The organism is Pseudoalteromonas sp. SWYJ118 (assembly GCF_015864505.1).
In the GTDB taxonomy this organism is placed as follows: Bacteria; Pseudomonadota; Gammaproteobacteria; order Enterobacterales; family Alteromonadaceae; genus Pseudoalteromonas; species Pseudoalteromonas arctica.
Genome location: NZ_JADYXC010000001.1, coordinates 47,243 through 71,128, shown reverse-complemented (window position 1 = coordinate 71,128; position 23,886 = coordinate 47,243). Strand labels below are relative to the sequence as shown.

The 23,886-nt window shown below is 30.7% G+C and carries 33 protein-coding genes; 20 read left to right on the top strand and 13 right to left on the bottom strand.

Going from position 1 to position 23,886, the window contains the following annotated elements:
- Positions 1–3: 3 nt before the first annotated feature.
- The gene (locus I6F48_RS00390; protein WP_197118585.1) at positions 4–2,310 is read right to left on the bottom strand and encodes an AAA family ATPase; all 2,307 of its coding nucleotides are present in this window, start codon (positions 2,308–2,310) and stop codon (positions 4–6) included.
- Between the two features lie 77 nt (positions 2,311–2,387).
- Positions 2,388–4,715 (bottom strand): hypothetical protein, encoded by a 2,328-nt coding sequence (locus I6F48_RS00385; protein WP_197118584.1) that lies wholly within the window; start codon positions 4,713–4,715, stop codon positions 2,388–2,390.
- A gap of 305 nt (positions 4,716–5,020) precedes the next feature.
- Here I6F48_RS00385 and I6F48_RS00380 point away from each other — a divergent pair, with 305 nt between their 5' ends.
- The 11 genes from I6F48_RS00380 to I6F48_RS00330 all read left to right on the top strand — a co-directional run bounded on the left by I6F48_RS00380 (position 5,021) and on the right by I6F48_RS00330 (position 11,182).
- The gene (locus tag I6F48_RS00380; RefSeq protein WP_197118583.1) at positions 5,021–5,263 is read left to right on the top strand and encodes a ParE family toxin-like protein; all 243 of its coding nucleotides are present in this window, start codon (positions 5,021–5,023) and stop codon (positions 5,261–5,263) included.
- Between the two features lie 2 nt (positions 5,264–5,265).
- Positions 5,266–7,176, top strand: coding sequence for a hypothetical protein (locus tag I6F48_RS00375; RefSeq protein WP_197118582.1), 1,911 nt, complete (start codon positions 5,266–5,268; stop codon positions 7,174–7,176).
- A gap of 108 nt (positions 7,177–7,284) precedes the next feature.
- Positions 7,285–7,674 (top strand): hypothetical protein, encoded by a 390-nt coding sequence (locus I6F48_RS00370; protein WP_197118581.1) that lies wholly within the window; start codon positions 7,285–7,287, stop codon positions 7,672–7,674.
- Entirely contained in the window at positions 7,671–8,039 is a 369-nt protein-coding gene (locus I6F48_RS00365) for a hypothetical protein (RefSeq protein ID WP_197118580.1), read from the top strand. The genes I6F48_RS00370 and I6F48_RS00365 overlap by 4 nt, the downstream gene beginning before the upstream one ends.
- 48 nt (positions 8,040–8,087) lie before the next feature.
- The gene (locus I6F48_RS00360) at positions 8,088–8,318 is read left to right on the top strand and encodes a hypothetical protein (protein ID WP_197118579.1); all 231 of its coding nucleotides are present in this window, start codon (positions 8,088–8,090) and stop codon (positions 8,316–8,318) included.
- A complete protein-coding gene (locus I6F48_RS00355) occupies positions 8,318–8,881 on the top strand; it encodes a hypothetical protein (RefSeq protein WP_197118578.1) in 564 nt (187 codons plus the stop codon). Before I6F48_RS00360 ends, I6F48_RS00355 begins: the two co-directional genes overlap by 1 nt.
- A gap of 13 nt (positions 8,882–8,894) precedes the next feature.
- Positions 8,895–9,326, top strand: coding sequence for a GIY-YIG nuclease family protein (locus I6F48_RS00350; protein ID WP_197118577.1), 432 nt, complete (start codon positions 8,895–8,897; stop codon positions 9,324–9,326).
- Between the two features lie 24 nt (positions 9,327–9,350).
- Positions 9,351–9,587 (top strand): hypothetical protein, encoded by a 237-nt coding sequence (locus I6F48_RS00345; RefSeq protein ID WP_197118576.1) that lies wholly within the window; start codon positions 9,351–9,353, stop codon positions 9,585–9,587.
- 326 nt (positions 9,588–9,913) lie between these two features.
- A complete protein-coding gene (locus I6F48_RS00340; protein ID WP_197118575.1) occupies positions 9,914–10,222 on the top strand; it encodes a hypothetical protein in 309 nt (102 codons plus the stop codon).
- A 66-nt stretch (positions 10,223–10,288) separates the two neighbouring features.
- Positions 10,289–10,561, top strand: coding sequence for a hypothetical protein (locus I6F48_RS00335; RefSeq protein WP_197118574.1), 273 nt, complete (start codon positions 10,289–10,291; stop codon positions 10,559–10,561).
- A 66-nt stretch (positions 10,562–10,627) separates the two neighbouring features.
- The gene (locus tag I6F48_RS00330) at positions 10,628–11,182 is read left to right on the top strand and encodes a YkgJ family cysteine cluster protein (RefSeq protein ID WP_197118573.1); all 555 of its coding nucleotides are present in this window, start codon (positions 10,628–10,630) and stop codon (positions 11,180–11,182) included.
- 89 nt (positions 11,183–11,271) lie between these two features.
- On the opposite strand, the gene I6F48_RS00325 is transcribed toward I6F48_RS00330, so the two are convergent.
- From I6F48_RS00325 to I6F48_RS00285, 9 genes are all read right to left on the bottom strand, one after another.
- A complete protein-coding gene (locus I6F48_RS00325) occupies positions 11,272–11,748 on the bottom strand; it encodes a hypothetical protein (RefSeq protein WP_197118572.1) in 477 nt (158 codons plus the stop codon).
- 9 nt (positions 11,749–11,757) lie between these two features.
- Complete coding sequence (locus I6F48_RS00320) at positions 11,758–12,486, bottom strand: hypothetical protein (RefSeq protein WP_197118571.1); 729 nt, start codon at positions 12,484–12,486, stop codon at positions 11,758–11,760.
- Positions 12,486–12,971 (bottom strand): hypothetical protein, encoded by a 486-nt coding sequence (locus I6F48_RS00315; protein ID WP_197118570.1) that lies wholly within the window; start codon positions 12,969–12,971, stop codon positions 12,486–12,488. The genes I6F48_RS00320 and I6F48_RS00315 overlap by 1 nt, the downstream gene beginning before the upstream one ends.
- Positions 12,972–12,995: 24 nt before the next feature.
- Positions 12,996–13,529 (bottom strand): hypothetical protein, encoded by a 534-nt coding sequence (locus I6F48_RS00310; protein WP_197118569.1) that lies wholly within the window; start codon positions 13,527–13,529, stop codon positions 12,996–12,998.
- 18 nt (positions 13,530–13,547) lie between these two features.
- A complete protein-coding gene (locus tag I6F48_RS00305) occupies positions 13,548–13,964 on the bottom strand; it encodes a hypothetical protein (RefSeq protein WP_197118568.1) in 417 nt (138 codons plus the stop codon).
- Between the two features lie 10 nt (positions 13,965–13,974).
- Entirely contained in the window at positions 13,975–14,724 is a 750-nt protein-coding gene (locus I6F48_RS00300; RefSeq protein ID WP_197118567.1) for an N-6 DNA methylase, read from the bottom strand.
- The gene (locus tag I6F48_RS00295; RefSeq protein WP_197118566.1) at positions 14,721–14,966 is read right to left on the bottom strand and encodes a hypothetical protein; all 246 of its coding nucleotides are present in this window, start codon (positions 14,964–14,966) and stop codon (positions 14,721–14,723) included. The genes I6F48_RS00300 and I6F48_RS00295 overlap by 4 nt, the downstream gene beginning before the upstream one ends.
- Positions 14,967–14,969: 3 nt before the next feature.
- The gene (locus tag I6F48_RS00290) at positions 14,970–15,368 is read right to left on the bottom strand and encodes a hypothetical protein (RefSeq protein ID WP_197118565.1); all 399 of its coding nucleotides are present in this window, start codon (positions 15,366–15,368) and stop codon (positions 14,970–14,972) included.
- A 183-nt stretch (positions 15,369–15,551) separates the two neighbouring features.
- Positions 15,552–15,836: a pyocin activator PrtN family protein gene (locus I6F48_RS00285; protein ID WP_197118564.1), complete on the bottom strand. Its 285-nt coding sequence runs from the start codon at positions 15,834–15,836 to the stop codon at positions 15,552–15,554.
- A 664-nt stretch (positions 15,837–16,500) separates the two neighbouring features.
- Between I6F48_RS00285 and I6F48_RS00280 the strand changes: the two genes are divergently transcribed.
- On the top strand, positions 16,501–17,976 hold the full coding sequence (locus tag I6F48_RS00280) for a zincin-like metallopeptidase domain-containing protein (RefSeq protein ID WP_197118563.1): 1,476 nt from the start codon (positions 16,501–16,503) through the stop codon (positions 17,974–17,976).
- 191 nt (positions 17,977–18,167) lie between these two features.
- Positions 18,168–18,476 carry an XRE family transcriptional regulator gene (locus I6F48_RS00275; protein WP_197118562.1) on the top strand — a complete coding sequence of 103 codons (309 nt, stop codon included), beginning with the start codon at positions 18,168–18,170 and terminating at the stop codon, positions 18,474–18,476.
- Between the two features lie 37 nt (positions 18,477–18,513).
- Here I6F48_RS00275 and I6F48_RS00270 read toward each other — a convergent pair whose 3' ends face one another.
- Both I6F48_RS00270 and I6F48_RS00265 read right to left on the bottom strand, forming a co-directional pair.
- On the bottom strand, positions 18,514–18,828 hold the full coding sequence (locus tag I6F48_RS00270; RefSeq protein WP_197118561.1) for a hypothetical protein: 315 nt from the start codon (positions 18,826–18,828) through the stop codon (positions 18,514–18,516).
- A 1-nt stretch (position 18,829) separates the two neighbouring features.
- On the bottom strand, positions 18,830–19,126 hold the full coding sequence (locus I6F48_RS00265; RefSeq protein WP_197118560.1) for a hypothetical protein: 297 nt from the start codon (positions 19,124–19,126) through the stop codon (positions 18,830–18,832).
- A gap of 245 nt (positions 19,127–19,371) precedes the next feature.
- On the opposite strand from I6F48_RS00265, the gene I6F48_RS00260 reads away from it, so the two are divergent.
- The 7 genes from I6F48_RS00260 (at position 19,372) to I6F48_RS00230 (ending at position 23,851) form a co-directional block, all read left to right on the top strand.
- Positions 19,372–19,818, top strand: a complete 447-nt coding sequence (locus I6F48_RS00260) for a hypothetical protein (RefSeq protein ID WP_197118559.1) — start codon at positions 19,372–19,374, stop codon at positions 19,816–19,818.
- On the top strand, positions 19,811–19,972 hold the full coding sequence (locus I6F48_RS00255; RefSeq protein WP_197118558.1) for a hypothetical protein: 162 nt from the start codon (positions 19,811–19,813) through the stop codon (positions 19,970–19,972). The genes I6F48_RS00260 and I6F48_RS00255 overlap by 8 nt, the downstream gene beginning before the upstream one ends.
- 200 nt (positions 19,973–20,172) lie before the next feature.
- Complete coding sequence (locus I6F48_RS00250; protein WP_197118557.1) at positions 20,173–20,916, top strand: endonuclease; 744 nt, start codon at positions 20,173–20,175, stop codon at positions 20,914–20,916.
- A 191-nt stretch (positions 20,917–21,107) separates the two neighbouring features.
- On the top strand, positions 21,108–21,380 hold the full coding sequence (locus tag I6F48_RS00245) for a hypothetical protein (RefSeq protein WP_197118556.1): 273 nt from the start codon (positions 21,108–21,110) through the stop codon (positions 21,378–21,380).
- A gap of 18 nt (positions 21,381–21,398) precedes the next feature.
- The gene (locus I6F48_RS00240; protein ID WP_197118555.1) at positions 21,399–21,947 is read left to right on the top strand and encodes an ABC-three component system protein; all 549 of its coding nucleotides are present in this window, start codon (positions 21,399–21,401) and stop codon (positions 21,945–21,947) included.
- Positions 21,934–22,170, top strand: a complete 237-nt coding sequence (locus I6F48_RS00235) for an ABC-three component system middle component 6 (protein WP_197118554.1) — start codon at positions 21,934–21,936, stop codon at positions 22,168–22,170. The genes I6F48_RS00240 and I6F48_RS00235 overlap by 14 nt, the downstream gene beginning before the upstream one ends.
- Positions 22,157–23,851 carry a DUF2326 domain-containing protein gene (locus I6F48_RS00230; RefSeq protein WP_197118553.1) on the top strand — a complete coding sequence of 565 codons (1,695 nt, stop codon included), beginning with the start codon at positions 22,157–22,159 and terminating at the stop codon, positions 23,849–23,851. Before I6F48_RS00235 ends, I6F48_RS00230 begins: the two co-directional genes overlap by 14 nt.
- Positions 23,852–23,886 lie beyond the last annotated feature (35 nt).

The following is a 23,886-nucleotide window of genomic DNA, read 5'->3' as shown; positions in this document are numbered from 1 at the left end:
ACACTAAACACCAGTTATAAAACAGAGCGTCTCTTTTGCATAAGATTTAACAGTCTGATAATCTAAATCTTGTATCTTCGTATCAAATCCGTCCGCATGGTGATAATTTTTTGAAAAATCATTAATTCTTTCGATCGAAGAAAATCTATTATGCTTATCGTAATAAGGGCTACTTTCGTTAGTTTCTTGGCGGATTTTAGTAATCATATCCCCTAGCCAATAACCCTTTATAAATTGCTTCGGATACAAGAACCTTAAATAAGCTTCAAGTATTGGTCTTATTGATCTGGCAATTTCAACTTTTTGTTTTTCGTTCCCATCAGCTACAAATTCAAATAGCTTATTATATTCTTTATGATAGGAATGAATAACATATGAATCATAGTTTTCTCTATCTACTAATTTACTTGATATATACTGTGCGCTGTTGGCATCCAGTGGATTTAAATCTTTATAAGAAGCTTCAATTTCAAAACAATTTGTATACTTAGATAAAATCGAATGTTTGTAGAGATCAGATAAAAAGAATGGGTCGTGGCTCAAGACAAAAGTTTGATAATTACTATCAATAAGCTTCCCTATTTCAATGATAGTTGCATCTCTTCTATAACTATCCAAGGAGGACATAGGATCATCAAGAACAATAATGGACCTATCATCATTGTCTTTTGAGAATCTGGATAAGAAAAATGCCAAAGCTAAAGCAGACCTATCACCTAAACTTAAGACATGTTCAAAAATATGTTCGTTGTTACTGAGGATAGATAATTCGTTATCTATAAAAGCAATAGCATAGGTAACTCGACTTGCTCCTTTACCACCCTTATTATCCTTTTTTAATTCAGACAAACGAACCATAGAGTGAAAATTTTTCAGCAATGAATTTATTGCATCCTTATGATTTCCAATGCTCTCTTCTTGTTCATCGTTAATCTTCTCTCTAAGGTCTTTTATCGTCTTAGTATTCGTCTTTTTATCACCTTCTAACTCTTTTAAGTCTGCTAAGTCGTTCACAACTTCATCACTGTGCCTTAGTTGTGATTCCTGTATATTATCTATTTTGGTTTGAATTGATTGACTTGTTTCTGTTCCTAATCCATTAAGAAAATGATCAATAGATTCATTGAAAATACTTAGATATTGGTTATATGCATCAAAATTAATTTTTGAAAATATTTCATTAAATATCTTATTGAATTTAGTTAAATCAATCGTTGCAAGTAAATCTTTCTTTTTAAGGTTTATTAGCCTTACACATTCTAAAACCAAATTTGTACTAAAACGGTCAAGAGCTTTGAAATCATGAGTGAGGTCAATACTATCTATTCTATCTGACCATTCTCTGATTATGTCAGAGTTGGATTTTACTCGCTCTTCTAATGCTTCTAACTTAACACCTATATCACGGACACTTAGTTCAAATTTATCACCCTCAAGCTCAAAATCATTACTGGCATTAAGGTATGCTTCATTCATAAATTCTTGGTATAAATGAAAAATCGGTGATGTTGAAAGAGGTTGAGCGCAGAACGGACAATTATCTGAATCTGTTACTAAATCTTTTCCCGTTTCTAGCCAATAACTATCTTGCTCCTTAAGGTTAAGTTCAATATGTTTTGAAATTTTATCCTCAGATTCCTTTGATAGATTTTCGATTGTAGTAACAAATACACCTGTTTTTAATTCTGGTTTGTCGATACTCAATGATACTAATTTACGTCTTTTTCTAAAATGCTCAATACTTTTGATATCTTGCAATTGCTCTTGAAGCTTCTCTAGTTCTGAATTTTCATTCTTAAAAACTTTAATTCCCTTGATTTTAACTATATTTTTATTAGAAAATCGCCCTGTAATTTTATTAGATAGCGGAGTGATTTTAGAAGTTAAAACATTATTATCAGACTTTAGACGCTCAATTTCTTTTTCATGGGCGACAGATACCATCCCCAGTGAAAATTCATAATAATTAACCAGTTGGGATTTATCAGTACCTTTGGATATATATAAATTATTATCAATAAATGCTTGGTTGAAAATTTGAAACTTGCTAGAACATTTCAATGAGCTAAGACTGACTGTTTGATCTTCCATTAGAAATCTCAACTCTTGTTTGCCTGATGTTTCTATCGGTCTTTGAGATTCGATAGCAACCTTATCATTGTTATTTATAGCTTCAAATAACTTACATAGCGTAGACTTACCAGAACCATTTCTTCCATAAATCAAATTAAGTTTAACAAATGATTGATCTAACCCTCCCTTATGTTGCCATTGCTTAATATTTTCAATTTTAATAATTTTCTTTAGCACTTTTATCTCACTGGCAGAAGGTTAGTTCAAAGAATATAGCATACAATTACCAAGGAAATACGCACGTAACTGCATATTTAGATACAGATTCTTTTGGGCTTCACTTTTCTCGATATGGTAATCGCATCGTTCTTAATATTTTGCGTTTTATTACTTTTAATGACTTTAGCAACAAGCTTTCTCTTCTCTTCTGGTAATTCGCCAGCAAGCTCTAATAACTCTTTTTCATTAGCATCAAAGTATGCATCATCTTTGTTGCTAAACTTGATTTCTGTAATCCCTTGTTCCGCTATCATTTCGACTATTTGACGATTAAATTGCTCCTTGATTTTATCGTGATAATCAAAGAAATTAGGATTGTTAAGTAAGTGAATACCACTCGCTTCTGTAAACGTATATTTAGTTTTTCTTTTACTGAACTTCTTAACATTTTTATCAAAACGCTCAAGCTCTTTATCAAGCCTTTGTTCTATCATTTTTTGAAGTTTTTGATCTGTGATTTTATTAGGATAATCAACTTGAATCTTTTTACTATTCGCATCAGTTGAGAACATTAAATCAACTTCTAAATGTCTTAATGTGTCAAAATCATTTGTCATTCTATCAGGAGAAATAACAAGCTTTTTATCGTCTGATAATGCTCTAGCATCTTCTTGTAGCATTGATAATAAAATAGGTGAAGCTAGTTTTGGGTGTAAGTTGTTTATTGAGATAGATGATGAGTTATCATTATTATAAGTTTGACTTATTAACGCTCGACCGTCTTTATCAAATAAGAAAAAGTCCTCTTGTTCATCAAATTTCACTTCGAGGTTAAAGCGCTTAAGTGTATTTTTATATTGTTCTATTATTCGGTATTCTTTATCTACTGAATTCATTTCCAAAAAATTAGCATTAAAATACACAACATCTCTATATTTAGCTGTTTTAGGCATTAGTTGAAATAATTCTTTTTGATGCTTTATAATAGATTCTTCATCAAGTTCAAATAGCCCGATTAATGATTTACCTTGAAGTTCGGGATTAGTAAACATTGAAGCTTTATGTTTTCTCGCTTTAGCATTATTCTCAATCACTCCATCATTATTTTTAAAAGAGTTTTCATCAACTTTATGGAATAGTAAATTACCTTGTTTATTGAGGTTTACAACCAGACTTGCCTTTAAAGCCCCCCTTGTAAATTCTTTAAAAGCTTTTTGTTTAATAGCTTTGTGATCAGACTGTTTAGCATTCCTTAAATCACGCTCTAGCTTGTTCTTAGTTCTAGCCAGTACCTCTTCAAGCACTGATTGTATTTTCTCGCTCTTGTCCTCTAATTTAGTTGATTTGTTTAATTGGTCAAACTCAACTCTTTCCATAAACTTTTTAATATTTGTATCGAATAATTTATTGTTTTTAGTTGAAAAACTTTCTGTGTTTAATTCTACTTTTGAATCATCAATTTCAATGTTCATTTTGTATTTTTTATTTGCATCTTTTCCCTTTGGATTAAGATGTATTCCTTTAGCTTTAAGCTCTGAAATTATTGCCCCAGTTGATTTATTGCTGGTTATTGCTTTGTGAATTTCATTTTTAATATCTTTAAAATCTTGTCTCGTTTCTTTCCAGTTTTTACCGTTATTAATAGACTCCGCAAGATATTCTCTTAATGCGATTTTTCCTTCATTTTTATAAGCACCTATTGCTATACCTTGATTTAAGAATTGCTTATATTTTTTCTCTAAAGCTATATGTACTTTTTGTTTTGTATAGGCGAATGCCATAGGATTAACCCATCTTTTAGTAACAGGATCAAAGCTATGACAAAAGAAATGAATGTGAGGATTAGCTTCATTTTTGATGTGATAATTACTCATCTTTTCAATGTCGCTAATTTTAGTTTTATTACCTTTAATACCTCGTTGTTTCTTAACCTCGTTGATATACATTGCTAAAAAATCACTGTTTATTTCATCTATGATTTGTTTAGCTTTTTCCTCATCACCTTTGGCGTGAGTTAATATTCTTTGGTACTCTTCCATTTGAAGGGTACAGTTACCTTTTAAGTAATATAGTGAGTCTTCACCTTTCGTATCAAGACACTCGTTATGCTTATCAAGAACTCTTCTTTTACGGCTATGTTTAACGTACTTCTCAACAATATAATCGTGTTGTTGTTGGCAATATTCCCTAACCGTATTTTCAATCTCTAATTCACTCATATTTTCACCGTCATACTTTAACTTGCTTCCAAGATCAGCCATAACAGGATTTATCTTAAAAAATAAATCAGAACGAGTGTTTGAATACTTCTTTGTTTCCTTATCTCTAATAAGATATAAAACGTGTGCTGTTAAGCTACCACGCCCGTTTCCATCTAATAAATTGTTAGAGGTGAAAGATACTTTTTCCATTTTTATGATCATTATATTCATCCTTAAATATCACAGAAAGCATATATTTTATTTATCATGAAAATGATTTTAAGCAACAAAAGAAATGGGATTTAAAACATCGAATAAGAAAACAGTCTTGTTACAGTCTTTCTTCTTCAATAAACATATTGAATGTATATGTAATTAAAGGGATATATAAAATAACGAAGATTGGAATTGCTTTAAAATATAGGATATAAGGTCCAAATTTATTTTTATAAATATCTAAAATTTATTTAGGCTACCAATTTGGTATCGCTGATATTTTATTTTCACTCTTAATATTAGGAACGAAAATGAAAAATATGACCGTTTTAGGAAAGTGTCCAAATTGGGTATTATTAAAAGCAAAATCTTTAGTTGAGTCTTTTGATCCGCAGCATAAGATAAGTAAAAAATTAGCTGGTATGAAAAGCCACTACTCAATAAAAATAAGCACTAATTATCGGGTTTTGTTAACAGGCACTGGAGAGGTTTTTGTCTGTAAACATAACCATTACGATAGAAAAATTAAAAATATTAAAAGAAAAGGAGTTTAATTATGAGTAGTCATAAACTGGCACTAACTGACTTAGTGAAAAGTCTTGGATTTAATTCATCTTCAGCGATATCAAATAAAATTCGAGATATTTTAAAAGAGAAAGAAGACTTTAAAACTCGATTTATCATTGATGAAAGAAATGATTATGAAAGTGAAAACAACCGAGTTGAAAAAACTTATGTATCTGAAGAGGCAAAAATCATAGTCGATAATCTTGCTATATTATTACAATATTCTGGTTTATTCGGTAGAGGTACATCAAATACTTTAGCTGCATATAGGGAGTTATTAAAAGGCGTTGATGAAGGATATTTTAAATCAAAGGTAATAAAGCAGACACACACATTTAAACAAAGTGTTGAACGTTCCAAAAGTAGTTTAAAAGAGTTACCTATCTTCTCTAATGCCATATTAGCTAAAAAACCTATAGATATTACCAAAGATAGTCTACGTGAATTAATGCAAGAACAGACTAATAATAGTGAAATACTAGACTTAACAAATACTTTTGAACTTAGCGCTTGGAATGAGCTTCTTGGCTATCAAGAAGAATTAGAACAAGGTGAAGACCATTCTTCTATTTATCATAAAATTGGTGAGAAATTTTTTGAACTGGGAGATAACGAACAAGCATTAACAGCACTGATTACATCAACAGGGCTTGATCCTAAGAATGGTATCGCTTGGGCAATAACCTCACTCATATATCATTCAAGACTTAAAGAAAATAAACACTCTCATTTTCAAGCTCTCGCAAGAAATGATTTTTCAGAAGCAATTGAACACCCATTAACGTCTGAAGAGCATTGGGTAAACGAGCGCATAGAAGATACCTATAATGACATTATTGATGTAAACAGTCAGTTTGTTAGCTGTGCAATCAATGCTTTAATTTATTGGCCTGTATGGGATTATTCGAAGACAGAAGAAAAACCAAATCACTTTTATAATTTGAATCAATCGCATGATACGAATGTTGAAGTTGAGCGAAGATACTTATTTATAAAATTAATAAATGAAATAAGTTTTAATCAATTTGAACTACATAAAAAAGAAATGGTTGAGATTGTACGTTCATTCCAAAGATGGGAACCAGAGCTATATCCTCAAACTAATTTAATTCACGACATTAATAATAATGATAAATCTAATTTAATGAGAATATTAAGTTGGATTTCGGATGCCGATATTAAAAATGCTTTAAATTCTTACTTTGCTAATATTTTAAATAATTCATACAGAGCACATGATGATTTAGCACTATTGAAAGATGGGGCTGTACAAAGCCTATATAGAAAGCATATAGGGAAAAATGAATATAGAAAAACATTAAGTACGTTATTAAAATTAGACATAGAAAATCAAGAAATAGATATTTTCAACAAGTTATCTAGTCCTCACTTTTTCGAAGTTCATTCCCAGCTTACAGCCGTTATTAAGAAGTTAGAGATTGAAAGTAGATATGGAAAAATACCTCCAACTTGTTACTTAGAAGATATTAAGTTGACGGATGAAGGGGTGGAGTTAGCGTTGGCAAAAGCGTTAAAAAATAGCGATGGTTGGTATGACTATTTATCAGAACAAGCTTGGGTTAATTATCCTTACTCTCGTGATATACATTTTAACTTTTACGGTCTTGCTCTTCTTTCAATCTTATTAGAGCTAGGTAAAGTAAAAAATATAGAAAGAAATATTGAGTTCCTTAATGAACTATGTGAAAACAATATCGCAATGAGATCATCTTTATCTAGACTACCGACAGAATTATACACTGAATTAGTTAAGCGAATTGATGAAGAGACAATGGAAAAATCAAACAGGGATAAGTTATTACTCTGTTTGGAAATTATTTTTGAATTGAGATGTGTACTCGATGATGAAGAAGATGAATACAATGCTACTTTTGATTAAAACTATTTAATCAAATATTTAGCTCACCTCATAAACATGAGGTGAGCTATTGACTTAATTATTATATATTAAGTCTGGTCTCATTTATTAGCATAGAATTGGAGTTTTATGAATGACGAGGAAATAAAATTAAATATAGCTACAGCGAGTATTGATAATCAAATTAATTTTTTTATTTCATTAGTAATAATTTGTTTTTTGCTACCTGTTGGCGCTTTCTATTTTAATTTTACAAGTGATCTATTACATACATGGGTACAAAGAAGTGGCTCAATTATCACTATCGTAGGTATTTATTTAGAGGTCAGAGCTATTCAGTTTATAACGCAGATTAACTGTACACCTAATTTGAATTGTATTGATTACTCTCCAAAGTATTCAAGTGAAAAACTTATCAACAAAGTTTTTTTATTCCAATATACAACTCACTTTTTAATAGCTTTTGGGACTATTGTTTGGGGTTATGGTGATCTCATTTTATTATGGATTTTGGCGTGAAAATAAAAACAGTTAGACCAAATAAAATTGCCGTTTGGGTTAAAAGTAAAAAGTTCGAAGCTATGTATACAAAAAATGAACTGTGCATCAATAAATGGAGTGGTAATCCAAGAAAGCTTTGGTTTTATTATTCTGAACCTATGGTGATGACTCATTTTGAATTACCCTGTGTATTTATTAGCGTTGATGGTTCGATTACTTTCGATAATGGCAGGCATAGATCACGATGGTTGCTTAACCAAAACTCAGATACCATACCAGTAGGACTTTACAACGAACACCTTGCGAGAGGCTATGAACTAGGTTTAATTGATCGCCTAGCGACAGATGATGATTTATTAGGCTTTGATATTACCTTTGATTAACGCTAATTTGTAGATCCCCTACATATCGTAATATAGGAATTAATTTAAATGTTGAAATATTGGATTGGAATCAAAGCAAAACCTGATGGAATGTCTTTTGCTATAGGACCCTATAACAGTGCAGATGAAGCGAACCTAGCTAGAAACAACGAAAAAGCTAATGATCTTGATGTATCTGTTTGGTTCACGGCAGAAAAACAGGAAGATGCCGACAAAATAGCTAAATGGCATCTTGAAGGTGGCACTCACCCTATGCACAATGAAGAAAAATCCATTTAATGAGTATTGGAATAGTATTTGTTTATTTTAGACGTTTTTTAATTTTATCTACTTGGTTTAGTTTTTCCGTTGTTGCAAGTGACGATGTAAAGGTGACTCCAGCAGCAGTTCACGAAGCCGCTCATTATGTGTATTACATTTTAAGTGGAAACGACCCTTCTTCAATATCTAAAATTGAAGTAGATAACTCTCTAGAGGGCAGGAATTACTTTATTAATCAACTCCCCTTAAAAAATGTTAGTGCTGTGTATATGTCTGGGCATTATTATCATTGGCTTTTAGTTCACAAAAAGAAAGCTTTAAATAATACTGAATTTGTTGAGTTTTTGGATTATTACCGAGCTTCCAGTGAATATAAAGAACATATAGGGTCTCTAAATAAAATTAAATTATCAAACAATATGCAATTTCAAGGTTTTGTAGACACGGAAATACAACATGCTAAATTTTTCATAGAGAACAGGTTTAAAATAGCTTTTCCCAAGGTGAAACGTCTTGCTCTGCACTTAGTTAAATTAAAATCGATTTCAGGAAGAAAAGCTTTAGAGCTTGTTAATAATTAATATTGGAACAAATATGCAGCATGTTTACATAATGCGAGACCCAAGGAACCACAACGACATTAAAGTTGGGTTTAGCATTAACCCTATAGAGAGAAGAAAACAGCTTTATAGAACCAATACTCCATTGCCATTTAACCTAAGTGCAGTGTGGGCTGTTTCAGATCAGCGCATTGCCGAAAGTATTGCTCATTTTAGGTTGTCAGATCACAGAATCAATGACCGAAGGGAGTGGTTTGAAATTGTCCCAGCCCAAATAATAGGTACTAAAGATTTTCCTTTGTATTGTAATGCCGATTATGACTTTACAAGCGATTGTTTGGACGTTCTTGTTGAATTGATACAAGAAGACTTCTGTAGCTATTCAGGCTTACAATGGCAGCGTATATTTGAGTATAAGGATTTATTACTATCCGTATCATTGGAAGATATTATTTTTTTGCAATGAGCATCTCTTAATTGGAATAAATAGATGGCTAAATATAGGGAAATATCACCTTCCTTAATAGGTTGCTCTTGCGTGATAAAGCCGACACTCGGCTGTTATCAAAATAGCAAATTTGGTGTTGTTGTAGATGAAACGAAAACACTTTTAAAAATTCGTGTTGAGGGTGAAAGTTATAACTGGAAATTTTCAAAAAAAGATATGTTGCGAACAGGGATAGAAATGAAGGAAGTCCCTTGTTACAAATTAGAATTTAACGAATAGTTGGAAATAATAAAGAAGGAAAATTATTTTTATGTGGTACGAAAATCCTGTGGTTGAGATTATTCTAGGTCTATTAAGTATGGTAGTTATTTTTGCTACATTCTACTTTGCTTTTAATATTTTAGTTCGATTTTTTAAAGGTTTTTATTTTGTTATTCGGGTGCTCCTTTCTCCTTTATTATGTGGCCTGTTTAAAAAACATGATCATAGGGAAACGTATAGAAAAGAGAACTCTGACCATTACCACGTTGAATCTAAATGTAGATATTGTGGCAATGAGATAGTAGATCAGAAAAATTAATAGCGTAATAAACATATTGGAAAAAATGATGAAATCTACATCTGCATTAATGGCGTTCATTGACGCTAACAAAATAACTCGAACCAAACCCAAAGAGTTATCATTTTACATCAAAAACAACAAAGAAGAATCATTGCAAGGTGGTGTTAGCGGAACGGTATACCCTAACAGTCACAATCCATACATATTACTTTCAGATGTGGCGAAAGGATGGGGCGTAAAAGAGCTTATTATTAACCCTAATCATTGCGATATTACAATTAACAAGAAGAACAAGGAAATATCCATAATCAACAAAAAAGGGGATAAATTCACATTATCTCTAAACGATTAGCAGACAAGCTTTAACAATCAAAACCCTAAACAAATAATAGTTGAAATCAAACATGGAGGTAGCCAAATGAATATAAACGAAGATAGGGTTGAAGAGATATTTCAAGAGCTGTGTAATCAACTAGAAAAAATTACCCGTGGTGAGCTAAAAGATGGTGCTTACAAAATATTAGAGCGAAGAGCTGAATTTCATGAGTCAGAAGAAAGGAGAGCTAAAGAGAAACTTAGTATTACCTTTAATGAACTCAAACAAGAAGAGGTATACCGAGAAATTAATTTAAAGAAAAATAGAGCTACAGCAAAAGCCGAAGCTTACAAGAGAGCGAAGCAAGGGATATAACAATAGCCCTAAATTATGGATATCGGATTAAAATAAACGCATTGGAATAAAATAGGGAAATTTTAAATGAGTGAGCACCCAGACGTAACAGCTTCAAAGATCAATAGAGCAAAAGCGATTGAAATAATCCCTATCAAATTAAAAATTCAAGAAGAAAATCTGTTTGATAAAGTTATAAAAAGTAAATCCAATTTAACTAAAAAACTAGTTAATCTATATGGATTTATGGGTGAAGTATCAGGAAGTTTTAGTCATTTAACACCATGTGAAAAAGGGTGTTCGCATTGTTGTGATATCAGAGTTGATGTATCTAAAATCGAGTTGTCGCTGATAAAATCGAAAGCTAGAAAAGCATATAATAATGCAACCAAAGACCTTGTAATTGGTGAGCCTTGTCCTTTTTTAAAAAACAACTCATGCTCTATCTATGAAGTAAGACCTTTTTTATGTCGTAGACACCAAGTATTCACTCCTTCTAATGAATTATGCATAAATAACGATGAACTGGGTCAAGAATTACTCTCATTCTCTGAGATCGAACGATCTTATATGTATATTTTATCGGAAAGTGACTCTGAAAAGCCAAAGGATATAAGAGAATATTTTCAGAACGGAAATTAATAACTACATCGGGTAACATCAAACTCTTTAAGATTAGATGTAAGGGCTAGTAACCCTTAATCTAGTCTTTATAGGTATTGTAAGATACATTACAAAATAACAGGTCTACGCTCATAACAATGAAGCTCATTTTTAAGTGCATCTTGTTTAATTTCCTCAAGATATTCAGATTCATAAATACCACAAAGTGCATTATCTTCATATTCATCACTCTCATACTTAGATAAAATAAGAGAAGTTAATGAGTTAGCAAGTGTGTTTATAGCTTGATCAAACTCAGGATCTTTACTGTGTTCAATAGTTAAATCATCAACAAATGCTTTGACTAACACCTCATCTTCTAGTTCTTCAAGTTCCAAATGCCTAACCAGCTTTGCTAACGATTTATCAATTTTTAGCAAACTTAAAAGTAATTCAGGTTTATACATTGTGGAAAATGCAACTTCCCAAAAAACATCTCTCTCAGACGTAATAAGAATAAAGTCATGAGGGCAGTCGGTGTGAGGTAAATCACTAAATAGCTCTCTATACTGCTTTCTATTTGTTATTATTTTATATATTTTCATAAGCTCTCCTTAAGCTGCTTTTTTACTTGAGGTTGATAAGTTTTTTAAAACTTCTTCACTATCACTTTTAAGCTTTTCTTCAAATCGTTTTTTAGCTAAAAAGCGTTGAACGTATGGTTCTTGTATATTGTCTGGGTTATTGTCATAAACAACATAACCAGAATTTAAATACTCAGTAAGAACATTGTTTTGAAATGCTAATATTTGAATTTTTTGTAATTCTTTAAAGTCGTTTACCAACAGGTTAAAGAGACACTGGACTACTGTTATTTTCACAAGTCTGTTATCTAAATCGTTAATAATCAATTCAAGTGATTTAGTATTATTATTAGCCGTAATATGACTCTTTATTGCTTTAAGTACAAACGACCCCGTACCACAAGTAAACTCACAAAACTTACCTTCTAACTGTTTTTCACCTAACATCAAGCTAGTTACTATATCTACTAACTCTGGGGGAGTCATGCATTGCCCCATTTTTCTATCGAACTTACCAAGCTCTACCATTATTTCAGCAAAATAATCGAAGTAAGGACGCTTCTTCATGGATTCCATCAGGTAAGTGATGAACTCTGTATGCTCAGTAACAAGATAAGCATAATCTTGACTATATGCTCCAGTTACAACATATTGGTATGTTGCTTCAACGAATTCAGTTAAGATTTTGTCAATTGATTGACCGTATTTATCTGCTGTTGAAGTGATGATTTTTACTAGTTGTTTTGTTTCATTCTTCATTATTTTTCTCCTGTGTGAATTTCGAAATACGGTAGACCTGTTGCTTCACAATCTTCAATCACTTGATCAAGGTATTCAAAGTCGTAAACACCAAAAAAAGTATGTTCTTCAAAATCTTTATCGTCATATTTTTCTTTAATATATTCTGATAGTAATATTGATAACTCTTTTATAATCTTTTCATACTTTAAATTAACATCGTTACCAATATTAAATTTATTGTCGTAATGCCAAAACGTATTTCTCAAAATAGTATTTTCTAAAAATTGAAGTTCATTTTCTGTTAATTGATCCTCGTAAATACTGCCAACACATAATTTATTAAGTAGGTTAGGTTCATAATGTTTTTCAAGAGCAATATCACTAAATAAGCCTAAATCGTCCGTTAACAACATCATTTCACCTTCGGTTAAATCATCTTCAAACACAATAGGAATTAGCGGTAGTAATTCGCTTTTACTTGTTTTAATTTTGTATAATTTCATATGTTTCTCCTGTTTATTATTGTTTTAATAGTAAAATTCATAATCAAGATAGTCTGTACTACAAGGAATATGAACTTCCAGAGCATCGAAACACTTAATATTTAGTTGATCGTGTAAACCTCGAAAAACAGATTCAACATCACCTCTCTTTGAAGACAGATCTACTTTATGAAGCGTTTTATATGCTTCAATAAATGCAGAAGCATCATCATCAAAACTGTCAGGTGTATATTCTGAACTGAATGGCATAATAAAATCCATAATGTTTGTATTTATCGTTTCCCAAAATGCACTTAAAAAATCTTCTTCTGGTAAATCACAACTACAGTCAGGTAATACCGCTGAAAAGTTAAGGCTTTCAAGTTCTAAAACGTTTAATCTGTGCATAATATCTAAATCAAACATTTCTAAAAAACAGGAATCATCATCATCAAAGTTCGACTCATTATTAATGAAGCTTTTAACAAGCTTATAATCATCTAAAGTAATATCTTCTTTGATGTTTTCTAAATCTTCTAACAGTAAATATCTATCTATATATTTTATATATTGTTTCATTATTTTTTCCTTTTTAAGTTATGCTGCAAAATCTTCAACTTTGTCATAAATCCAATTCTCATAACAAAAGTCCATAATTCCAGAAAAAATAGGACTTCTTTCATCGTTAATATCTGATTGGTCTATATTTACATCATCAAGAGAAAAACCTAGTGTGAACTCAAAATCAATTTGAGAATTTACAATGTCTTCTAAATCGCTATAAACTTTTTGAATATCGCCTTTAGCATTGCGGCAAATTGCATCAACTTTCGATTTTTCTACATTTTTTAATAATGTTCTGGTGTATTGCATAAGTTCAACGAACTCTTTACCGCTTCTAATAAACACATATTTAACGGTTATTTCTTTACCTTTGCGTAAACCAATTCGATTTATGTAAACGGCAGTTTCCCAATCTCGATCTGGTTGTAATTTTAATAATTTATGACTCATAATTTTCTCCTTAAGCTGCTTGTTTGTTTTTAGTTAATTTTTGTTTAAATCGGTCTGAAATACTATTGAACGGATTCAATGATTCTTGATGATCAAGATAATCAAAATACCCTTTTACATAAGGATCAGAGATACGTCTTAATTCAGGGTGGCATCTAATGTTTTCAGGTTTTTCATAACCTGTTAATGTGTTTCCACAGTGAGCAATAATGTTAATATTCTTATGGTTTTGATGATTGTTAATGTAGTAATTAACTCTGTTATATTGCAGTTGAACGATACAAACTTTCACCATCTCTTCATTAATATCATTAGCAAAAACATTGAAAGTTTTTGCATTAGTAGTTAGAGCCAATTTAAGGTTTTCAAGAAGAATTGAACCAGTTCCACAACCTGTATCATCACCAATATTTATTTCTTCTTTATAGTTCCAATTTTCAATGTGATATCTACTAGTGATTTTAGCGATTAAGTAAGAAATATCAGGGGGTGTCATACACTGACCCAAGTATTTTTTATCGAAGTTAAAAACGTCCATCATTACTTCACCTAATACATCAGTAAATGGATTTTCTGTAACTAAATTAGCTAACATATCTCTAAAAATAAGGTGCTCTTTTTCAAGATATTTGTACTGAATATCAAAGGTAGTCGTACAATTTAACTGATAAGTCATTTCTATTAATGTATTGAACATTTCATCTTTTTTAAGACGATGTTTTTTAGCAGACTCAATAATATGTTTAATTAAATTCTTCATAAGCACTCTCCTAAAAAACGTTTATTTGTTAATTCTTCATCTTTTGCAAAATATATTTCTCCATAAAAATGACTAACAAGCCATTCAGAATTACATTGATTACAAGTTCTAATCTCAATGTGTTCATAAGATTCTGGTTCATTTTTCTTAATCAAAGAGTGCTTATCACTACTACAAAAAAAACATTTTTCAATATTTAAGCTATCTGTAATCTCTAGTGTTTTACCGATCAATTCATTCATAAATTACTCCCTAAAATTTGTGTAGTGAAAAACAAATAAGCTTTTAACGATTGTTTCTTCTAGTTCATAAAAAACCTCATTAGCTTTGCTTTCAAGGTAATCTTCGAAACAATTAAAACCAGAATCTTTATCGTGATTATTAAACTCTTCTTCATCGCTCCAAACATTCGCTCTAATCTGAATTGTGTGAGTGTCAATATTTCCACAATCATCAATAATTTCGAGAAACTTCAAAACTTCTAAAGCCAAATCATTAAAGTCAGGTTCTTTAATCCAAAACCCGTTATTCAACGTTTCTTCTAACGCTTTAATACCATTTAAATCTTCGGTCCAGAACCAACCATCACATTTATGAATGTCATACCTTAAGTCTCTTAATAATTTTTTTGTGTTATTTTTCATATCAATTTATCTCTTTTATTAGGCAACTCCTTGTTGCGTTAAGTCTTCCACTTCCCCCATTTTTAACTTCATTTCTGAAATTTAGGCGCAAGAGTGCCTATGACAATTTTTTTAAAATTGACGGATTATTTCTCAGATATTAATTAAGAAGTAACTTGGTTTAGTTGGTAAGCAGTGCTTTTGTCAGCTAGCTATTTGAAATCGTTGCCAAACAGCTCTTTCTTCTAAAACCCTACGGTCTATATAGCTAACTAAATCTTCAAGGTGGATACACCAAGGCGACTTATTAGAGCTTCCCAGCCTAAAGCAAGGAAACGGCAACGAATGCGTTTTAGCCATATTTAAAGCTGTGCGTCTTGCTAGATTGAGGTAAGGTTCGGCAATCTCATCGACAGGTATAACTATTCGATGATTGAATTGCTGTAGTAAGACCATATGAGTTAAAGACACTTGATTGTTATTGTTCATAAGCACCTCCTTTAAGGAGTGTATTAAGAACATTAATACTGTAAGTGTTAACTGAATTAGAAGTGATAAGTTTATATAGAAAGGTATTGAAAAGTTTCGATATGAAGTTTGTACTTTTAATTTTTTGTTGTAATTGTATTCCTCTATTTAAATATTTCATTATTATTAATTCCCCGTATGTTTGTTTTTTATCTCATATATATTCTCTTTTAAAAAGTAAGTAGTATTTAAGATGTAGCTATTTTACCAAAGTTATGCTTGGCCTGTCAATGGGCGGCAAATCATAAAAAATCAAATTATGCAAGTTATTTAATAAGAAAATAAAAGAAGAAATTTTCAACCTCATGATGGACCTAAGCTGTAGAATTCTTTAAAAAATAAAAAAACAAAAAAATTAATTTAAATTTTTTTTAAATTAATTTTAAAAATGCTCTGAAACACCCTTTTACTTCTATTTTTCGACTAAAATATCGTCTATTCAGTAAATTATTTTATTAAAAATGCGCTTAATAATCCCTTAAAACTCTAATTTATTAAATTAATTTACTTCCATAATTACTAATATCTAAATAAAAAAGCATTCATATAATTGCATTATCAGTTAGGGCTAGCTTTTAAAAGTGAATATTCATGATATGAAATCCTTATAACAAGGAGAAATATTATGGAGAAAGAGCCTAAAAAATTATCGAAGTGGGATCAATGTACAGCGAACATTATTAAGAGAACGCTGACCGATTCTCAACAAAGTGAACTACAAGATACTGACCAAGTTGAAATAGGGCAATTTAGAAGGTTAATTAAAGCTAGACCTGTAAATATTAAAGGTAAGTTTTTTGGACTTTCAAACGAATTGATTTTTATCGCTTCTCAAACAGAGAATAAGTTTAATATCAATATGCAAGTTTCTTACAATCAAATGAAAAGATTCTTTGATGAAGAAAAAGCTAACCTTCCTGAAAAATCTCAAGAGTTGAGTACGGCTGAACTTATGAAGAGTTTTAAACACTCTGGAAATATGATTCAGTCATTTTATGTTCATAAGAAAAAACAAGGTAAAAAAATAATACCGTTATCTAAAGCTAAATATGAATTAGATACTAAAGGTATGTCTGATGAAGAGATTAAGAAAAAAGGTTACTTTAAATATAAGGCAGTTAAAAATACTGCAATGTCTTCAATTGAAAGCTTCTATGAGCATTTACCTGAAGCCTTCATTCAAAAACACTTTTACTTAAGAGAGTACCGCAGACTTAAAGAATTAAAGATGGACCCTGAACTACATAATCAAGAAATGTTGGATTTAGCAGAAGAATTTAAAGCTTCAGGTGAATCAGATTGTATAGAAGTTACTGAAAGAGATTTATCAGCTTATGCACCGCTCAAAGATCAGAGAATGTTAGCACCGTATGAAAGATATATAAATGCGGTTTCTTACGCCTCAATAACGTCTCATGAAACACATCACGCCAGCGGACATCACACAAGGCTTAATAGATTTAAAGTGTCTGAAAGTGATTCTAAAGTGTTACTTCCCCGTTCAGATAGTGATTATTCTGGTGAAGAAGTAGTTGCAGAGACAGGGAATCAGATGACTTTAGCTTCCGAAGGAATACATAGTTCATTCGACTCATCCGTAAGTTATGTTGATGGTTGGCTAAAGCCAATTATTGATGATCCTGAAAGGTGCTTAAAAGCTTTTGATGATGCAGTAGAAGCTTCAAGTTTTGTTAGAAAAGACTTATATAATTATCGTATTGATAACGCTCTAAAACAGCTTGAGGATTACGGAATTAAGCTAGAAGATATGGTTGAAGATGGTATGAGTATTGAGACTACGTTTGTTTCTGCAAAAGATAAAAAAGCATTTGTGATTACGACCGAACAAGTTGATTATCATAAATTTACAAGTGATAAACCTGAACTTCTTGAAGCTATTTCTGATAATGCTTACTTTGAAAATGAACCTGATAATAGGGATGACGCAGTAAAGAAAACACTAATGCAATTGATTGAATCAAAAGTGGCTTTAGAAACAATTAAAGGTGAGAAGCTTAAACAAAAGCCAAAAACTGAAATTGAAGAGCCAAAACCAGATCAGAAGCTTTCTAAAAAATCACGTTCTACATTAACAATGTAAAAGTGAAGCGCCCAATTTGGGCGTTTTTTTATAATGTAACTCTTATAAAACTATAATAATTGAAATAAAAAATCGAAGTCCTGATAAATATTTTTCGCTAAAACTCAACATACTTTCACTTAATTCTATTGCCTCTCTTTAAATATACCCTCGCTGTGATAATTAGTATTAGAGCAACAGGAGAAAATAAGATGAATACAAAAGAGAATAAAATAATACTTATAAAGTATTTAAAAGAGATCAAAATTAATCATGAATTGACACAACAACAGTTAGGTAAAATGATTGAAATGCCTCAACCAAGATTATCTTTATTATTGAATGCAAAAAGATTAGATGATTTTAAAATTGATTTAATATTATTTCGTCTTGAAAAAATTGGTGTAACAATTGATTTAAATTTCAATGGCGAAATAAGAAAATCACCGATAAAAATAGATAATAATTTTCTAAATAGAAAAGTTAATGAAGTTAAGATAGAAAAATCTATAGAAATATAATTACCTCTTATTTAAACAACTAATAAACACCATATTTCTATTTTTTCATTCCTGCCTCATTGTTAATAGCAATAAAAGACTGACAAATTTTTTCCATCGAAGGAGATAAACCAATATTCCCTTTTTTATACCCTAAAGCTAAATAATCTTGACTTCCATTAATATGAGGGTTGTTTGGGTAGGCTGTAAAACAACTGTAATTAACAGTTTTTGTATTATTTGAAAGAGTGATTAACTCATACTTGTAATACACGCCAGATGGCATTTTAGCTATTAACGACTCTGAACGTGATGTTACTGAATATGCTGATTGCATTGACAGTATTATGATTACTAATAAATATTTCTTCATTTTATTTTCCTTTTAACTTTTGTTTAACTATTTTCAAATTCTTAATCTTCTTATGGATCAAGCGGTCTACCTTCTTATGTATATAATTCACTTTCCCCTGCGTGTTTTTAAAGTTTGAATTAGCCACCTTAAAAACTGCGCTTGTTCTTGCGATTGAGTGATGAATATTTTTATTTTTTGACTCTGAAACTCTTATTGCACTTTTCAAGTTATGCATCTCTTCTAACGTCATTACCTTTTTTTCAATCAATTCAGTCACGATTTTATTTATATGCTCTTCTAAATTATCAATTGTCATATTTATTCCCTTCCTTTTTAGTAGAAGAACATTCATTTATTTTTTTGCAAATCCGCTAGTGTTTTTGAAATTATTTTCCACATTCTCAAAGCAATAAAAACAGCTAAAACCAGGTAATAAATAGGCGTTTAAAATTATTTAAAATAATTCATTTTTGTTGAAAAAAAGAATGTTTTTTTGACAGTTTAAAGTGAGGTGATATGACTGTATGGGTAGGAAACTACATAACTAAACAAGGAAATATTATGAAAACATTAAACAAAATAAAGGATTGGTTCTTAAATTTAGAAACTATCAAAACATTAAATTACAGGAATGTGGGGATCACTCCCATTTTTACGATTCTATCAACCATAGGATTTTATTTATTAACAAAATCAAATGAATCAGGAATTATTCTGATTCTATCACCACTTTTAATAACGCTGTACCTATGTAAATTTTCAGCTAATGAAAGTGGTTTAGTTGGCTTTTTCAAAGAACATTCATCCGTTGTTCTTACATTAACTGTTGTAACTGCTTTTCAAATGCTTTCTGTTTGGGCTTATAACGAGCCTAAAATGATGATCCCTGAATCAGTTCAAGCAATAGTTTTAATCACTCTACCTGCTTTAAAATGGCTTGTGTTCATACACGTATTAACAACCAGCAGAATAAATAATAAAGATATTCAAGGAGAAAATAATGTTTGATTTGAACGAACTTGATGATGGTTTAGGTTGCTGTGATATTTGTAACGAGGACACTATTAACGGTGATAAATTATGTCGAAGATGTAAAGAACAGGAAGCAATAGACAATGATATTCATTTCTCCCCTGACGGTTCTAATCCTTTTAAACATTAAACTCAATTAACAAAAAAACATCTCAGGAAAGGAGATGTTTTTTATGTGGACAAGTTTTCTATTACTAAACATTATGTAGATGCAATGCTTAAGCATCTAAGAGTAGTAATATCATCATATGAAAACTTGTAAAGGGTCTTTAAGATAAATATTATAATACCTCTTATTATTCCTAGCTTTTTTAATAGATGGATTTACCAATGAACCTTCTACGCATCACCTTATTATTAACTATCTCAATTCCATTTTTCGTCTTAAGTGCAACAAACCAAACGATTGATTCATTTAATAAAGCTAAAAAAATTCTTGAGAGAAACGTTTATCAAGATCATAGAATTACTTTGTATTGCAATGCTGAATTCGATAGTAAAAAAAAGGTAATACCACCTAAAGGGTTTCACACTGATAAGTATGTCAAACGAGCTAAAAAAATTGAATGGGAACACGTTGTTCCTGCTGAAAACTTTGGTAGAACATTTGAAGAATGGCGCAATGGTGATAAGCAGTGCGTAAGCTCAAAAGGTAAAAGTTTCAAAGGACGAAAATGCGCTGAAAAAGTAAATAAGGAATACCGTTATATGCAAGCTGATATGTTTAACCTTTATCCTGCAATCGGTGCTGTTAATGCGTTAAGAAGTAATTATAACTTCACTATGTTACCAAGTGAGAAAAGTGATTTTGGTAGTTGTAATATGAAGATTGAAAACCGTAAAGCTGAACCACCAGAATCAGCTAGAGGGCGTATATCAAGGACTTACTTATATATGGAAGATACTTATTCTCGTTACAAAATGAGTAAGTCACAACGTCAACTTATGAATGCTTGGGATCGAATGTACCCTGTTACTGAATGGGAATGTCAGAGATCTAGGGTGATTGCGAAATTGCAGGGTAATTCTAATGATGTTGTTCAATCTAGGTGTGAAAATAATAAATATTTGTAGGTGAAGTCGAAAAATAAATCATTATATTTCATAAAAGAGCTGATTTGGTCATTTATTGCGACAGTAAAGAGCCTTACTTCTAAATAATGTTTTATTTTTCACTTATTTGCAGAGTTATAAAAATCTTTACTCTTCATATAGATATATATTGATATTTACTTTAATATCTAGTATTTGATTGGAGATTAAATATGTTTGACTTAAGCTGGTTTCTAACACCAACAGCGGCAGCGATAGCTTGGGTCTGTACTGTTATTGGGGTCGTAATGGCACTATTTCAAAGTAATAAGAAAAATACATTTAAAGTGAAGTGTGAAAACCTCGAACAAAGTAATATATCTCTAAAACAAGAAGTTACAGAAATTCAAAAGAACAATATCCAAGGTAACTCTCAAACCGTAGAGCAAACGGGGAAAAACAACTTCAACACTGGTGTCATGACTGGTGATTTAAATATTAACTAAAATAATTTAAGTGCTTATATGTCTGGAACTCAAGTTAACATAAACGAACTCAAAGGTGATATTAATAATATAGAGTCGCCTGAGTTAAAAGTTGATTCCATTATAAATAAAATAATTAGCGACATTTCACAAGTTAATGTAAAAATTGACATTAGAGATCGCTCTTTTCCTTCACAAGTTATAAAAAAAATAGAACATAACCAACTTAAAAACAAAAGAAGTATTATTCAGCAATATAAGGTCTACTCTTCACATATTGAATCCGCCTACAACATTGCGGAAAAGAATATTATTAACGGTAAGCAATCCGCAATGCTCATACTTAATGATATGTACATTAAATCTCTGAACAAATTTAATATCGACTACTACTCCCCTGATATGGAATTAATCCATAATAATGCTGATAACATTATTGATGATGTTATAAAGCAACTCAATAAATTCCTATATAGCTCTGCCAATGTTAGTTTTAGCAAAGAGCAAATGTTGATTGGTATTAATGTCGTTGTAGCACACGCCTTTGTTGAATGTTATGTCTTGGAGAACCCAAATGATTCCAACTAAAGGTGCGAATCCTGAAATAAATGCAATCTATATTGGAGCTTTTATTCTCAATGTACTCAATGGCAAGAGAGGACGAAAAATGAAGATTGTTTCTCTTATGAAAATGAGCCAGAAAGAACTATCAATATCTATTGACCATATAATACTTACATTAGATTGGCTTTATGTAATTTCAGCTATCGACTACAAAAGCAATGAGGTATTGATAAATGAAACTAATTAAGTTGATTACTAAAGTTGGTGATAAAGTTATTAGAGAAATCGACTTCAAAGACACTCTTAATATAATAACCAATAAAAAAAATATCACTCTATCAGGGAACCAAATCGGCAAATCAGTTCCGGGGCGAATTCTTGACTATTTACTTGATGGCTCAATTTCACCAATCTATATAGATGAAGAGTTTAATACTCCAGAACCTAGTATTGAGAGATTATTTAGAGATCATGTTGTTACATCATCTTTAATATATATAGGATTAGACGGAAAAACATCAAAAATCACAAGAAGACTTTCAACTGAGAAAAAGTTGCAGTTGTATTATGTTAATGATGAAAATAAAAAATCAAAAGAGTACATTGAGTATGTACTAAAAAGTATGTTCAATGTAACTTCAGCAAAGCCCACAATAAGAAAGCTTGCTCCGAAATTTCTAAGAACAGACTCTAATCGAATGACTAAGACTGTTAAATTCAATGATGATAAATTCCCAATTTCACCATCAGATAGAAATACATTATTTTTATACCTATTCAACTTTAGTGATACTGAGATACTTAGTAAAATACAAAAACTTAAGACTTCAATAACTGGTTACAACAAAAAATTAACGTCTTTCAGTGGGATAATTAAGGAAGACAAGATAATAAAAAACATTAATGAAACGAAAAGAACACTCGATAAACTGGAACAATCGTTACTGTTAACAGAAAACAATATCAACAAACTTGAAATAATCAAAAAAATTAATGAAATTGATGATGAGCAAAATAAACTTTCAGATACGGTACTAGCTCTAGATTTTCAGGTTAATAATATTATTAAAACTAAAAAAATATTGGAGAAAGAGGAAAAACATCATTTATTAGATGAGCTAGCTGAAATTTATAATTATGCGTCAATAAAAATGGATTCCGTACTTAATGACTACAGCAAAGTGCTGGCGTTTCATGAATGTTTACTGAGCACTAAAGCCGAATTTGTAACCGAAGGGTTAGATACTCTTGAAGTAAAGCTTTTAAAAAGCAAAAATAAAATAAACTCTCTTACATTAAAAAAAGATAAATTTTATCAGGAGCTTAAATCTAAGAAAAAGATAGATGAAATTTCTGATTCTGTTAAACAAATTGGTGAATTAAACAAAAAATTAATTGAGTTAACAGCAATTGTAGATAAAAAAGATAGTATCCAGTCTAGATTAGATATCGATCAAGAGGCTTTAAAATCGTTATCTGAAGATCTCAAAGGTGAACTAGCAAATGTTGATTCTTTTGAAACTCAATTCAAAAAGAATTTCAAGCATTACACTAATATTTTCTATGGTATTGAGTATAATTTCAGTTTAAATTTAAACTCAGAAAATGGTGATTGTGAACCTTCAGTAGATGACTCTCAATCTAATAATGATGGTGGTCTGAAGAGGCTAGAAGCGATTACCTTCGACTTATCATACATAAAATCAGTGTCTGAACTATCTCTTAAACGACCTACTTATATTGTTCACGACTCAATTGATGAAGTTGATATCAAACACATAAGGCAGCTATTTAATGAGTCGATTAAGTTAAATGGTCAGCACATCGTCTCAATGCTTGTAAGTCAACTTGAAGAGAGTGATTATGAAACGTATAAAGATTACATTGTATTAGAGCTATCTCAAGAAGATAAATTTTTTCAAGTTTAATAATGACACTGTATTAAAGAACAACTGCTTTGCTT